Raw genomic sequence first — 14,534 nt, forward strand, 5'->3', positions numbered from 1 at the left:
GACGACCGGATCGGGCTAGGGGCGCAGCCTCACCCGCAGCTCGGTCAGCCGCCAGGTGCCGGGATCGGGTACCCGGCGTGCCCCGCCCTCGACCGGTGCGAGTCCCGGGAACCGGCGCAGCAGTACGCCGAGCGCGACCTCGAGCTGCACCCGGGCCAGGGCCGCGCCGAGGCAGAAGTGCGGTCCGTGCCCGTACCCCAGGTGTGCGGGCCCACCGGCGGGGCGGCGCAGGTCGAGCCGGTCCGGGTCGGCGAACGCCCGGGGATCCCGGTTGGCGCCGGCCAGTGCCGCGGTGACCGGCTCGCCCTTGCCGATCGGCACACCGGCGATCTCGACGTCCTCCCGGGCGTAGCGGGGCAGGCTCAGCAGTTGCGGGCCGCACCAACGGGTCAGTTCCTCGACGGCGCCGGGCAGCAGCCCCTGGTCGGCGCGGAGCGCCGTGAGCTGTTCGGGGTGCTCCAGCAGCGCCTCGACGGCGTTGGCCAGCGCGTTGGTCGGGGTCTGTCCGGCCAGCACGAGATGCCAGACCAGGGTGACCAGCTCGGTTTCGCTGAGCCGGTCGGAGTCCCCGGTGTGCACGCCGATCAGCTCGGTGAGCAGGCCGACGCCGGAGCCGCCGGTACGCGCGCCAACGGCGTTCGCGGCGTCGCGCATGATCGCCGGAACGGCGGCGACGAACGCCGGTCCGTGCCCGGCGGCGATCGCGGCGCCGTACTCGCGCCAGCGCTGTCGGGCGGCCTCCGGGATGCCGACCAGTTCGCAGATCACGTCCATCGGCAGCGGTCCGGCGAAGCCGGGAAGCAGGTCGACGACGCCGTCGTCCGTCCGGTCGGTCAGCTCGTCGAGCAGCTTCTCGACGATGGGGACGATCCTCGGCCGGAACTCGGCGGCCCGGCGCGCGGTGAAGGCGGGTGAGACCAGCCGGCGCAGCCGGGCGTGCTCCTCCCCCTCCATCTCCTGCATGGTCCGCAGGTATTTCCGGCAGTGCCCGGGAACGTCGAGCCGCTGGTAGGTGGAGGCGTTCAGCTCGAACCGGGGATCGGTGAGCATCGCCTTCGCCTCCGCGTACCGGGTTATCGCCCACATGGTGCCGAGGCCGGGCGTGACCAGCCGGGCGAGCGGGCCGAGTTCCCGGGCTCGGCCGTACGCCGCGAACGGGTCGGCCATGGTTGCCGGGTCGGCAAGGTTGATCTCCGGGATCTCCGCCATGCCACACTCCTCGATTCAGATGCTGATATCAGATGGTCATATCATTTGGATGGCGACGGTATCCTACTGGCGCCCGGCGGGCAACGGCGTCGGGTGACGGGCGGGAACAGGCGCGAAGACTCGGGAACAGACGAGGGGAAGATGGTCCGGCGCAACAGGATCGAGATGCAGGAGCACAACCGCGCCAAGGTGCTGGCCGCCGCGCGCGCCGAGTTCACCGAGCGCGGCTTCCGGGACGCCAAGATCGATCAGATCGCCGAGCGGGCCGAGCTGACCCGGGGCGCCGTCTACTCCAACTTCCCCAGCAAGCGGGCGCTCTACTTCGCCGTACTGGCCGAGGTCGCCGAGGCGGCCGACGAACCGGAGTACCGGCCGACCGCCCGGACGGCCGGCGCCGCACTGGCCGACTTCGCCCGGGCCTGGCTGGCCCGGCTGCCCCTGGCCACCGAGGACCGGCACAGCGCGTCCCGGCTCGGCCGCGACCTCGTCCCCGAGATCCTCGCCGACGAACGGACCAGCCTGCCGTTCGCCCAGTTGACCGGGCTGAGCGCGATCGTGCTCGGCCTGGCCCTGGAGCGGCTCGGGTCGGGCCGGGCTCCGGCCCGGATGGTCCGGGTCGCCGAGACCGCGTTGACCACCCTGCACGGCGCGGGCCAGCTCGCCGCCGCCGCGCCCGGCTTCGGCGAGCCGTTCACGGTCGTCCGCGCCTGCGAACAGCTCGCCGAACTGGACCTCGGCGACGAGTGGGGACCGCCGCACCTGCCGTACGTCTCCCCGGCGCGTCCCGTCGACCAGCCGTGGAATCCGCCGGCCGGAACCGACGCGCTGCGCGACGAGCCGGCGCGGTTGACCGGGGACGGCGTCGTCGCGATCCTCGGCCTGCACCGGCTGACCGCCGTCGAGGAGGCCCGCCGGGCCGCGCCGACCGACTCCGGGGTGACGGTCGTGCTGGTCACCGGCGACCCGGGCGAACTCGGCCCGCTGGCCCGGCTGACCATGACCGAGCTGCGCGGCTGCCTCCGGGCTGCCGTTCCGGCATCCGGCTGGCCCCGGCTCCAGCTCGTACACGACGAGACGGGTGCGCTCGCCGCGGCGGCCGGTGTGACGTCATACAGCGACGCCACCGAAAGCGCCGTACGCGTCGAAGCCGGCCGGATCGTCGCCAGGGCCGACGGCTACGGCGCCTGCCACGCGGTGGCCGCCGGCTGACGGAGGAGGACGAATCGCGGCGCCGGCCGGGTCACCCCCACCGACCGGCGGCGCTCGCTACGGGGTCGCGCCGGACGGGCTCAGCTCCGGCTCGCTCGGCTCCGTCCCGGTCGCCGACCCGGTCATGAACCGCCGGCTCAGTCGCCGGTACGGCCGGCTGCGCAGCGCCAGCCCGGTGGCGATCAGGCCGACGATGCCGGTCAGCACGAAGACCAGCGCGAGTCCACGGTCGGCACCGGTGCCGAACCAGCCGCCGATCGTCCGGGCACCCGCCCCGTCGGTCATGAACGGGATGAAGACGAACTGCGCGACCGGTGCGATCAGGAACGCGGTCAGCGGCGAGGCGGCCTGCTCGACGCTCTGCGCGAAGCCGAAGACCCGGCCCTGCCGCTCGTACGGCACCACCTTCTGCAACACCGTCTGCTCGGCGGCCTCGGCGTACGGCACGACCAGCATGTAGACGTAGAGCCCGACGGTGAGCAGGACGATCGACGCGCGGAGCGGGAAGAGCAGGGTGACCGTCCAGAGCAGCAGGTTGACCAGGAGCAGCAGCCGGACGGGGTTGCGGCTCAGCCCGGTGCGCGCGATGAGCAGCCCGCCGACGATGAAGCCCGTGCTCAACAGCCCCCAGAGCAGTCCCCAGGTCTGCACCGACACCAGCGACAGCCCGTACGCGTCCATCAGCGCCATGAAGACGCCGCCCAGGAAGTTGTTGAACGCCGAGAAGAGGATCAGCGCGCTCAGCCCCGGCACCTCGCCGACCACCCGGATGGTGCCGCGCAGGTCCACCCTGCGCTTCCCCGCGACCGGCGGCTCGACCGGCGGCGCCGGTGCGGTGGCGACCGGCGGTGTCGCGGTGGTGGCGACGACCGGCGGTGCGGTGGTGGCGAGCGGCGGCTCGACCGGCGGCACCGGAGCGACGGTGTCGGCCGGCAGTGCCGGGCGGTCCCGTACCGGCACCAGGCCCAGGTGCACCAGCGCGACCGCCAGCACCGCCAGGGCCAGGACCAGCACCCAGAACATCCCGCCGACCGCCACGAGGATTCCGCTGATCACCGACGTCACCAGGAAGGTGACCCCGGAGACGGTCCCGACCAGCCCGTTGGCCCGGTCCCGGGTCTCCTCCTCGATGAGCACCGTCACCAGGGTCGGCAACGCGATCGTCCGGATGTTTCCGGCGATGACCCCGAACATCAGCAGTACGATCATCACCCAGAGTGGAACGCTGGCCGGGTCGGTGAACGACTCCTTCGGCGTCGCCTGGTAGACGGCGAAGGCCAGCGCGTACAGCACCAGCGACACCAGCGCCGACGCCTGCATCACCGTCTTCTTGGGGTGGTGGTCGACGAGGCTGCCGAACCAGATGCCGGTCAGCGCCGTCAGCACCAGGAAGATCCCCGATACCACGCCGGTGGCGAAGACCGACCGCGTCTGGAGGTAGACGTAGAAGGTGATCGCGAACCACGCGGTGAAGTTGATGACCGACACCAACAGGGTGTTGACCAGTAGCTGGTAGAAGGTCTTTCGATCCCCCCGGATCACGCTCATGCCCATGACCCTATGACCTCAATCAAGCTTGATGTCGAGGCGTTTCCGAACCCCGGACCGAACGTCTCGGACGGTGTGCCGCGCACACGCGGCCGGTCCGGGCCCCGTCTCCTATGCTCGACCGGATGGACCAGACGGCCCCGCACACCACCGGCTCCCTCGCGGCGGACCTGCGCGCGCTCGGTCTGACCGCGGGCGACGCGGTGCTGCTGCACTGCGCGAGGCGGAGCATCGGGTTCGTCGCCGGCGGCACCCAGGCGATCGTCCAGGCGCTGCTGGACGTGCTCGGCAGCGGCGGCACTCTGGTCGTACCGACCCACACGCCCGACAACACCGATCCGGCCGGCTGGCGGCACCCACCCGTGCCGCAGACGTGGTGGCGGACGATCCGTGACCAGACCCCCGGCTTCGATCCGGCCCGTACCCCGAGCCGGTGGATGGGAGTCGTCGCCGAGGCGGTCCGTACCTGGCCCGGGGCGCTGCGCAGCCACCACCCGCAGGTCTCCTTCGCCGCGCTGGGTGCCCGGGCGCCGGAGATCGTGCGGGACCACCAACTCGACGACGCGCTCGGCGAGAACTCCCCGCTCGGCGCCGTCTACCGGCTCGACGGCAAGGTGCTGCTGCTGGGCTGCGGGTACGACTCGAACACGTCACTGCATCTGGCGGAGTACCGGCAGCAGTCACCGCCGCGCGGCGCCACCGGCTCGGCCGTCCGGCAGGCCGACGGAAGCAGCCGCTGGACCACCTGGATCGACGTACTCACCGACGAGAGCGACTTCACCCGGCTCGGTGCGGACTACGAGGCGACCGGCGCCGCGCGCGTCGGCACGGTCGGCAGCGCCACCGCGCGGCTGATCCCGCAGCGTCACCTGGTCGACTTCGCGACCGATTGGCTGGCCACCCGCCGGACCAGGACGCCATGATCCCGAGATCGGCCACGACCGCTCGACCGAACAGCCGCCTGGTGACACCACCGTGACCCGGCCTGTCTGGGCGGGGCCGGGCCACGGCGGTGGACGGCGTCAGTGCGAACGGCCAGCCGGTTGGAAGACGGAGCGACCGGAACCGACCTCGAAGACGGCCCGGCCGTCCTCGACGCCGACGAAGGTCGCCCGGCTCGGCCCGGCCGCCCGGTAGGACCGGCCCGGCACCACCGGCAGCGCCACCCGGGCCGTCACGTTGACCGGCACCTCCAACTCCACCCGCACCCCGGCACCGGTACGACGCCAGTCCACGGTCACCGGACCGCGCTGGGTGTGCACCGTGCCGGCGGCGTACGCCAGGCCGGTCGCCGGGGGCACGACGTCGACCCGGCCGGCCCCCGGAGTCGCGGTACGCACCCCGAGCAGGGTCTCCTGCACGTCGACCACGGCCTGTGCACCCCAGCCGTGCGACTGGCTGAAGTTGGTACCCGGGTCGAGGGTCCAGGCCTCCCAGGTGAAGCTGCCGCCCTGGGCGAGGATGTTCGCCCAGCCGAGGTCGTCCGGATCGGTCAGCAGGTCCAGTACGGCGTCCGCCCGGCCCGCCTCGCCGAGCGCGGCGAGCAGCCAGTGCGCCGTCATCGGCCCCTGCCTCATGCCCAGCGAGGCCAGGTGTCCGGCCAGCGCCGGCCGGTCGGCCTCCGGCGCCACCCCGTGCGCGATCGCGTACGAGGTGCTGTGCTGGCCGGCGTGCGTGCTCTGCTCACCGGTGGCGGCGAGTCCGTCGACGTAGACACCGTCGGGGCGGCGCAGCTTGGCGTTCATCGTCTCGACCAGCGCGTCGGCCCGGGCCTGGTAACCGGCCGCCTCCTGCGCCGGCCGGGACAGCACCCCGGCCGCCTGCGCGACCGTACGCAGCACGTCCACGCCCTGGGCGTTGATGGTGGTCCGGGCGGCGGCGCTCATGTCGTAGCCGAACCGGCCCGGCTCCGGCCAGTCGACGATGCCGTACTGGTACGCCCCGCTGCCGCCGGAGAGCCGGGTGACCAGGCCGGCGGTCGGCCCGTCGGCCGGGATGTGCCGGAGCACGTAGTCGGCGGTGTTCCGGAGCGACGGGTACGCCTCGGCGAGCAGGCCCGCGTCCCCGGTCTCGGTGTAGTAGCGCCAGACCCAGTCGACGAACATCAGCGAGTAGTCGGGGATGTCCCGCTTGCCGTCCCCGTTCGGATAGACCGCGTTGTAGCGCCCCAGGTCGTCGCCGCTGTTCCAGAAGCGCGTGGCGGAGTGGAGGAACTCCCGGATCGCCTGCTGGGTGGCGTCCCGCTCGCCGAAGGCGCCCATGGTGGCGTACGAGATGTCGGCGGCGTCGCCGAGGAACTGGCCCTTCTCCCGGGTCGGCGTGTCGACGAACGCCTCCTGCACCGAATAGATCGCCGACCGCTTCAGCATCTCCCACACCTCGTTCAGGGTCCGGTCGGAGCTGCGGAAGCTCGCCTCCCGGCCGGCCGGGGTGTCGGTGTGCACGAGTACCGCCGAGACGTCGTCCCGGTCGATCCGCTCGCCCGCCTCCGGGATCTCCAGGTAGCGGAAGCCGAGGTGGGTGAAGGCCCGGAACTCCTGCCTCCCGTCCTTCTGCACGTAGGGGAAGCTCATGTCGGTGCCCTGGGAGAGCAGGGTGGAGGTCTCGACCCGGCCGGTGTCGGGATTCAGGTTGTAGCCGGCCCGGATCGGCACGGTCCGCCCGGCGACTCCGGCGTCGAACCGTACCGCCGGGCGGGCCGGGACGACCACGCCGAAGTCCGCGACCACCGTGCCGTCGGCGGCGGTGGTCAGCGTGACCGGCCGGACGGTCCGCTCGGCGAGCCGGGTCTCCTGGCCGATCAGGTGCGGGTACTCCGCCGTCGGGTGCGCCCCGACGACCACGGCCGGCGCCCAGGGCGCGGCGGAGTCGTCGTAACCGGGCGAGGTCCAGCCGACGATCTCGGCGCGGGCGTCCTGCCGCTCGATCCGGTCCCCCTCACCGTTGCGCCGGGCGGAGCCGGCCGGGAAGAGCCCGTCCCGGGCCACCCGCCACGACCCGTCGGTGACGAGCACCTGCCGGGTGCCGTCGGCGTGCTCGACGACCAGCTTCAGCAGCACTCCGGGAGCCCCGGCGGGGCGGCCCTGGCCGCTGCCGTACCAGTGGTAGCGGAGCCCGACCGCGAGCGGCTTGCCCGCCTTGACCAGGTCGGTGACGTCGGCGGCCTGGTAGTAGTCCTCGCCCGGGTAGCCGAACGAGGTGCCCCGGTCGGCCCGCCGGCCGTTCAGGTAGAGCTCGTAGGTGTGGTCGGCCGCGGTGTAGGCGCGGGCCCGGACCACCCTGCTCCGCCCGATCGACACCTCGGTGCGGGCCAGCGTGTAGTCGTCGGCGTCACCGGTGACCCGGCGGATCCAGTTCGCCCCCTCCCACTGGTCGTCGGAGATGCCGGTCTCGAAACCGCCGCTGCCGGCCGGCGAACTGCGGCCGGTCCGGTCCCAGGTCCGCACCGTCCACCGGTACGCCGCCCCGGGCGCCAGCGCGGGCCCGGCGTACGGCACGTAGGACTGCTGTGCCGAGCGGACCTTGCCGGAGTCCCAGAGCAGGTGGCCGCCGGCCGTCGAGACCGTCAACCGGTACGCGGTCTGCGTCTCGCCCGGGTCGTGGTCCCGGGGCAGCCAGCCGAACCGGGGCGTGCCCTCGACGTTGTGCGGCCGTGTCCGGTCGTCGACGGTCAGGCCGGTGGGGGTGCCGGGGGCGTGGCCCCGGGTCGCCAGTGCCGGCGGGGCGGCCGCGAGCACACTGGCCGGCACGAGTACGGCGGTGACGACCAGGGCGGTCCTCAGCCGGGCGGATCGTCGGCGTCGTGACATGTGGCGCTCCTCTTCGGGGTTCTGCCGGGAACGGGTTCTGCTGTGGACGGTTCAGGTGCCCGAGCGGCCGGCAGGGGCGTTCGGTGCCGGTCGGCCAGGGGGTTCAGTGCCGGTTCGGCCAGGTGAGCAGGGTCGTGCCCGGCTCGACCCGGGTCAGCACGAGCCGGCCACCGGTCACCGTGCGCTCCGGCGCCCGCCCGTCGGAGCGGACCCGCACCCGCCGGGCCTCGGCGACGCCGAACTGGGCGAGGTCGAACTCGATCCGCCCGCTGACGTTCGGCGGCAGCGTGACGGACAGCTGCGGTCCCGCCCCTCGGTGTGAGCGCCGGTCGAGCCGGACCCGGACCGGGCCACGTACCGTCGGGACGGTCGCCCGCAGCCACTCCAGCGGGCCGGGTTGCGGTGCGACCAGCACCTCCCGGGCGCCCGGGGCGAGCGGGCGGACCCCGGCGACGAACCGGGGCACGATGTTGGCCGGTGCGGACCCCCAGGCGTGCGAGAAGGTGGTGTTCGGCTTGATCGACGGGTCCCAGGCCTCCATCACGATGGTGGCGCCGAGGTCGTCCATCATGTGCAGCCAGGAGGACTGCTCGCGGCTGGTCAGCAGCCGGTGCGCGGCGTCGGCCAGTCCGGCCCGGTAGAGCGCCTCCAGCAGGAACTGCGCGCCGTAGACGCTGACCCGCATCCCGCCGCCCGCCAACCACTCCCCCAGGGCCGGGACGTGCTGCTCCGGCGGCACACCGAGGGCCAGCGGGAACGCCGTGGCGTGCTGGGCCCGGTGGTCCGTGCCGACCCCGTCGCGGTAGGCGCCGACGACCGGGTCGAGCAGCTCGGCGTTGAGCGCGGCGCGCAGCCGGCCGGCCAGTTCGGCGTACCGCTGCTGGTCGGCGGGGCGGTCGAGCACCCCGGCGATCCGGGACAGCGCGTCGAAGGCGGCGTACTGCCAGGCGTTGACCACGGTGTTGACCCGGGTGAAGACGTACCCGTCGCGGTTGCTCGCCGGCCAGTCGACCAGGTCGGCGTTGGCCTGGCTGGAGCTGCCCGGATCCTTCTCCACCAGTCCGTCGGCGTTGAGCGCCTCGTCGAGCTGCCGGTCGACGAAGAGGTCGTAGTCGGCGGCCAGGTTCGACGGGTCACCGGTGGCCAGGTAGTCCTGCCAGGCGGTGAGCACGGTCTGCAACCGGTACTCTGCCGGCCAGGTCGGCCGCCGGGCCAGATACGAGGTGGAGTACCGGGCCAGCGCGTACGACCGCTGGGTGGCGTACTCGGAGAGCTGGTTGATGATGGCGTCGCCCTCGTACGGGCCGCGTTCCCGGGTCGGGGTGTCCTGGTAGAGGTCCTGCCGGGTCGCCTCGATCGAGTACCGGCACATCGCCCAGACCCGGTCCAGATCCGGGTCGGAACTGGCGAACGCCGAGTCCCCGTCCCGCCAGGGCAGTTTCAGCACCGCCGCCTCGACCGCCCGGGAGAGGTCGAGTCCCGGATCGGCGACCAGCTCGACCCAGCGGAACCCCCGGTAGCCCCAGTGTTCGAGCCGCTGCCAGCCGTCCCGCAGGGTCCAGACCTCGCGATAGGTCTGCCCGGCCCGCAGGTTGTACCGGGCACCGGTCTCGGTGCGTTCCTCGCCGAGCCGGACCTCGACGGTCTGCCCGTCGACGCCGCGCACCGAGAGCCGCAGGCCGCCGACCACCTCACGCCCCAGGTCGAAGAGCCAGCGCCCCGGTCCGAGCCGGTGTACCGCGACCGGCCGCAGGTAGCGGTACTCCATGTTGCCGACCCAGGCCGGCGCCAGCGGCCGGGTCAGCGGGGCGCCGACCGCCGGCTGCCAGCCGGAGTCGTCGAACCCGGCGCGGGTCCAGCCGACCGGCTCGCGACGGGCGTCCAGGAATTCCTGCGGCGCCTGGTAGTAGCCGCCGCCGGTGGAGCCGGCCGGTGGCCGCCACGCCCCGGCCCGGCGGGCGCGCCAGCCGGGACCGGTGCCGAAGACCTGCCGGGTGCCGTCGGCGTAGACCACGACGAGTTGGGCGAGGAAGCTGCGTTCCCGGGCGGAGTAGCAGAGCGCGGCGAGCGCGTTGCGGCCCGGCCGCAGCAGGTCGGTCACGTCGTGGGTGGCGTAGCGGGCCTCGCCGGCCATCGCCCGGACCGGGCCGACGCCGGCGATCTCGTCGTTGACCCGGAGCTGGTAGACGTACTGCCGGGCCGGCTCGGGCGACTGGCCGGTCGCGTAGAGGTAGCCGGCGGCGATCGACCTGGCCGGCAGTACCACCTCGGTGCGCAGCAGCGCCCAGTCGTTGCTCTCGCCGAGCGTCGCCAGCACCGACTGCCCCCGGTCCACGATCAGGTCACCGCCGTCGACCGTACCGGTCGGGCCGAAGACTCCCGGCCCGGTCGAGAAGTCCTCGTCGACCAGTACGGTGCCGGTCGGGTCGGTGAAACTGGCGGAGTGGAACCGCTGGGCCTCGGTACTCCCGTTGCGGAACCCGATGCTCCCGGCGGGGTACGTGCCGTCCACAGTGGTGTCGACCAGTACGTCCCCGAGGTAGGTCCGGATGGTCGGGCCGGCGAGTTCGACCCGCAGCCGCAGCGGGGTGCCGACCGGTACCGGCTCGGTGAGCGGCCGGTCGGCCAGTACGGCGTAGCTGCCGTTGCGCTGCACGTGCGTACGCAGCACCCCGGGACTGCCGGCCCGGAGCTGCCAGAGGTAGTTGTTGGCGCTGTCCTGCGCCCGGAACCAGAGGCTGGCGGCGACGGAGGTGATGGTGACCGAGACCTCGAAGCTGCCGTCGCCGAGCCGGACGGTGCCGTCCGGTGCCCAGATCGGCTCGGCCACCCAGGTGTCCCCGGCGGCGGTGACCACCCGCTGTGGCGCGGACCAGGCCGAGACCCGCTTCGGGTCGGCCCAGGTACGCACCCGCCAGTGGTAGACCGAGCCGGCTCGCAGCGGCGGACCGGCGTACGGCACGGCGGTGGAGTCCGCCGACACGACCCGGTGACTGTCCCAGACCACACCGCCCCGCCCGGACAGTTCGGTGGCGGTGTGCGCGACCTGCACCTGGTAGGCGTACTGCCGGGGAACCCGGCCGAGTGCCGGCACGATCCAGCTCAGCCGGGGGCGCTCGGCGGCGATCCCGAGTGGATCGTCCAGCAGGGAGGTGAGCAGTCCGGTCGGAGCCGGCTTTCCGGTCGGGGCCGGGTTTCCGGTCGGCTTGCCGGCCGCCGAGGCTGCTGTGGCACCGAGGGCGGCTCCGGACGCGGTGGCGCCGAGGGCGAGTGCGCCTCCGGTGCCGAGCAGGCCGCGGCGGGACAGCCCGGGGACCGGGGCGGTGGTCTGGTCGGCGGTGTGCTCGGCGCTGGGCTGGCTCACCATGCCTCCTGCCTGAATCGTTTCAGGCAGGTTAACGCCGCCGGCCGGTCCGCCGGAAGACGCCGCGGTTGGCCGGATCCGGCCACACCGGCCTCCCCGCGGGCGGTCACGTGTGGCGGGTTACACCCCGACCAGGCGGGTTCCGGTCGACTACCGCAGTACGGTGAAGCCGTGCCGACGAAAGACGTTCTCACCAGCGCAGACCTGACCGGGCTGCGACAGTCCGCGCTCGGCGCGGCCGACCCGCTGGGCATCGCCGCGGAGCTGGCCGAGGCGGTCGAGCAGGGACGGCTCGCCGACCCGGCGGACGCCGGCCGGGCGCTGACGCTGGCCGCCGAGATCGCCGAGGCCAGGGCGAAACTCGACGCCGCCCGGCAGTACGCGGACCGCGCCGTCGGGGTGTACCGGGACAGCACCGAGCCGGACGCCGGTTTCGCCAGGGCGTTGCACGCCCGGATCCTGTTCCGGACCGGCCGCGCCGACGAGGCACTGGCCGAACTCACCGCGCTGCGTCCACTCCTCGACTCCCAGCCGGACGCCGCCGCCTACCTCAGCGCGGCGCTGGACGTCGGCGGCCGGACCGACCTGGCCGAGCAGTGGTTGACCGAGGCGGTGGAGACCGCGCTGCGCAACCGGGCCACCCCGGCGCAGGGTGCCGAGGCGGACGCCACGGTGACCGCCGAACCGACCGCGCAGGAAGCCTCCGGACTCCTCTTCTTCCTGCTGCAACAGCGGCACCGGGTACGCCGCGAACTCGACCTGCCGCACGACCAGAACGACAACCTGGCCGACCGGCTGGAGAACGAACTGTTCCGCAGCGCGACCACGACGGCGGCCGAGCCGGGGCCGCAGGCACGGCTCTTCCTCCCGGAGGGCGAGTTCGACGCGCTGCTGTCGCGCTGGCCCGACCTGGCCGGTGCGGTCGGCGGGGACTGGGCCGAGCACCGGGCCGGGGTCCAGCGGGAACTGGTCCGGTTGACCGACTCGGGTCGGGTCGGGCTCGGCCCGCTGCGCGGCTCGACCGACGGACTGGCCGGCTACGCCGGACGCACCGGTGTGGATCCGACCGACGAGTCGGCCCGGGCCGGCTACGCTGCGGAGCTGGCCGAGCGGGGCGCGCAGCTCCGTTGGCCGCCGGAGCGGAACGAGACGTGCTGGTGCGGCTCGGGCAGCAAATACAAGAAGTGCTGCCTGCCGCGTGCCCGCGGCTAGTTCCCCCGCCTCCCGGGATCAACTCGGTCGGTCAACGCAGGCGTAGTCCGGCGAGGAGAACCTCCACCATGCGGCGGGCGTCGTACCGGGGGTCCCGGTCCGCGCCGATGCAGAGGTTGCCGACGCCACGCATCAGTTCGAGTGCCTCGATGTCGGGACGGATCTCGCCCGCCCTGACCGCGGCGTCGAGCAGGTCGGCACAGACCGGCACGAGTCGGTCGAGGAAGTAGTCGTGCAGGCTCGCGAAGGTCGCGTCGTCGGATTGCAGCGCCTCGGCGAGGCCGTGCTTGGTGACCAGGAAGTCGACGAAGAGATCGATCCACCGGGCCAGCGCGCCGTGCGCTGAGTCGCCGCCCGCCAGCAGCGCCTGACCCGCCTCGACGCACGCCTCGACCTGGTGCCGGTAGACGGCGACGACGAGATCGGCCCGGGTCGGGAAGTGGCGGTAGATCGTCGCGACCCCGACGCCGGCCTTGGCCGCGATGTCCCGCACCGGCGCGTCGACGCCGGCGGCGACGAAGGCCGCGGCGGCCGCATCGAGCAGCGCCTCCTGGTTACGCCGGGCGTCGGCCCGCTTCCGCCGGGTCGGCGATGCCGGCCCGCTGCCGATCTCAGTCACTGCGCCGTTTCCTCCGTCACTAGCCTTGCTAACCGGAACACGGTTCCGTATCGTTGAAACGGAACATCGATCCGGTACGGATTGTGCCAGAGCGGGCGCCCCGCGACCAGGCACGCGCGCCTCGCCCCGCACGCACTTCCCCTACCTCACCGCTCAAGGAGAAAACTCATGCGCCACTCCGACGAATTCACCAACGTGCCCGTTCCGGTCGTCTCGGTCCGCCCGGTGCCGCTACCGGCGCCGGGCCGCGGCGAGGATCTCCAGGTACGGGTCTCGGCCCCGGTGACCGGCGACGAATTGCCGATCATCGTCTTCTCGCACGGCTTCGGCGGCTCGCTGGACAGCTACGCCCCGCTGGTCGACTTCTGGACCGCGCACGGTTTCGCGGTCCTTGCGCCCACCCACCTCGACTCGCGGACCCTGAACGTCACACCCGACGACCCGCGTTACCCGGAGATCTGGCGCTTCCGGGTCGAGGACCTGACCCGCGTCGTCGACGAGCTGGACCGGATCGAAGCCGGCGTTCCCGGCCTCGCCGGGCGTCTCGACCGCAGCCGCATAGCCGTCGCCGGCCACTCCTGGGGCGCCCAGACGGCCAGCATGGTGTTGGGTGCGCGGGTCCTCGACGCACAGGGGGTGCCGGGCGAGGACCTCTCCGACCCGAGGATCAAGGCCGGCGTACTGCTTGCCCTGCCGGGCACCGGCGGCGCCGACCTGACCCCGTTCGCCGCCGAGCACTTCTCCTTCATGAACCCGGACTTCAGCGGGATGACGACACCCGCTCTGGTGATCGCGGGCGACAAGGACCAGTCCGCCCTGAGCACCCGGGGGCCGGAGTGGTTCACGGATGGATACCTGCTGAGCCCGGGACCGAAGAGCCTGCTCAACCTCTTCGGCGCGGAGCACTCGCTGGGCGGGATCTCCGGCTACGCCTCCACCGAGACGACGGACGAGAGTCCCGAACGGGTCGCCCTGATCCAGCGACTCAGCCGGGCCTTCCTCCGCAGCGCGCTGTACCCGGGGGACCCCGGCTGGGCCGTGGCGAGCGCCGAACTGACCGACGGCACCGACCCGCTGGGCCGGATCGAAACCAGGTGACGCGCCGGCAGGAAGGTTGCCCGCCCTCCGGGCGGGCTGCCTCCGGGGGTTGACACCGGCCGCCGCAGGCGGCATATTCAACCTACAGGTTAATCAACCGAGTGGTTGAGAGGGGCGAGCACAGTGGACCGGCTGAGCGAGGTGTTCAGCGCCCTCGCCGACCCGACCCGACGGGCCATCCTGGCCCGGCTGGCCGAGGGCGCGGCGACGGTCAACCAGATCGCCGAACCGTTCCCGATCAGCCTGCAGGCCGTCTCCAAGCACCTGAAGGTGCTGGAGCGGGCCGGGTTGATCATCCGGGGCCGGGAGGCGCAGTGGCGGCCCTGCCGGCTCGACGCGGAGCCGCTGCGCGAGGTGGCCGACTGGATCGCCGGTTACCAGCGGTTCTGGGAGCAGCGCTACGACCGGCTCGGCGAATACCTGCGACAGATACAGAGCGACGGACCACGAGCGACGGAGGAGTGAG

General features: G+C 73.0%; 10 protein-coding genes. 5 read left to right on the plus strand and 5 right to left on the minus strand.

Annotated elements, in window-relative coordinates; translation table 11 throughout:
• Positions 1–15: 15 nt before the first annotated feature.
• Positions 16–1,209: a cytochrome P450 family protein gene (locus V1634_RS18935; RefSeq protein ID WP_331209198.1), complete on the minus strand. Its 1,194-nt coding sequence runs from the start codon at positions 1,207–1,209 to the stop codon at positions 16–18.
• Between the two features lie 141 nt (positions 1,210–1,350).
• On the opposite strand from V1634_RS18935, the gene V1634_RS18940 reads away from it, so the two are divergent.
• Positions 1,351–2,418 (plus strand): TetR/AcrR family transcriptional regulator, encoded by a 1,068-nt coding sequence (locus V1634_RS18940; protein ID WP_331209199.1) that lies wholly within the window; start codon positions 1,351–1,353, stop codon positions 2,416–2,418.
• Positions 2,419–2,475: 57 nt separating this feature from the next.
• On the opposite strand, the gene V1634_RS18945 is transcribed toward V1634_RS18940, so the two are convergent.
• Positions 2,476–3,966: an MFS transporter gene (locus V1634_RS18945; protein ID WP_331209200.1), complete on the minus strand. Its 1,491-nt coding sequence runs from the start codon at positions 3,964–3,966 to the stop codon at positions 2,476–2,478.
• A gap of 125 nt (positions 3,967–4,091) precedes the next feature.
• On the opposite strand from V1634_RS18945, the gene V1634_RS18950 reads away from it, so the two are divergent.
• Positions 4,092–4,889 (plus strand): aminoglycoside N(3)-acetyltransferase, encoded by a 798-nt coding sequence (locus V1634_RS18950; RefSeq protein ID WP_331209201.1) that lies wholly within the window; start codon positions 4,092–4,094, stop codon positions 4,887–4,889.
• Positions 4,890–4,988: 99 nt separating this feature from the next.
• On the opposite strand, the gene V1634_RS18955 is transcribed toward V1634_RS18950, so the two are convergent.
• Positions 4,989–7,775: a family 78 glycoside hydrolase catalytic domain gene (locus V1634_RS18955; protein WP_331209202.1), complete on the minus strand. Its 2,787-nt coding sequence runs from the start codon at positions 7,773–7,775 to the stop codon at positions 4,989–4,991.
• A gap of 103 nt (positions 7,776–7,878) precedes the next feature.
• On the minus strand, positions 7,879–11,139 hold the full coding sequence (locus V1634_RS18960) for a family 78 glycoside hydrolase catalytic domain (RefSeq protein WP_331209203.1): 3,261 nt from the start codon (positions 11,137–11,139) through the stop codon (positions 7,879–7,881).
• A 171-nt stretch (positions 11,140–11,310) separates the two neighbouring features.
• On the opposite strand from V1634_RS18960, the gene V1634_RS18965 reads away from it, so the two are divergent.
• Positions 11,311–12,351, plus strand: coding sequence for an SEC-C domain-containing protein (locus tag V1634_RS18965; RefSeq protein ID WP_331209204.1), 1,041 nt, complete (start codon positions 11,311–11,313; stop codon positions 12,349–12,351).
• A 31-nt stretch (positions 12,352–12,382) separates the two neighbouring features.
• Here the strand turns inward: V1634_RS18965 and V1634_RS18970 are convergent, their stop codons facing one another.
• Positions 12,383–12,961: a TetR/AcrR family transcriptional regulator gene (locus V1634_RS18970; protein ID WP_331209456.1), complete on the minus strand. Its 579-nt coding sequence runs from the start codon at positions 12,959–12,961 to the stop codon at positions 12,383–12,385.
• 177 nt (positions 12,962–13,138) lie between these two features.
• Between V1634_RS18970 and V1634_RS18975 the strand changes: the two genes are divergently transcribed.
• Both V1634_RS18975 and V1634_RS18980 read left to right on the plus strand, forming a co-directional pair.
• A complete protein-coding gene (locus tag V1634_RS18975) occupies positions 13,139–14,068 on the plus strand; it encodes an alpha/beta hydrolase family protein (RefSeq protein ID WP_331209205.1) in 930 nt (309 codons plus the stop codon).
• Between the two features lie 123 nt (positions 14,069–14,191).
• Positions 14,192–14,533 (plus strand): ArsR/SmtB family transcription factor, encoded by a 342-nt coding sequence (locus V1634_RS18980; protein ID WP_331209206.1) that lies wholly within the window; start codon positions 14,192–14,194, stop codon positions 14,531–14,533.
• Position 14,534: the final 1 nt, after the last annotated feature.

The sequence above is a fragment of the Plantactinospora veratri genome (assembly GCF_036421995.1).
GTDB lineage: Bacteria > Actinomycetota > Actinomycetes > Mycobacteriales > Micromonosporaceae > Plantactinospora > Plantactinospora veratri.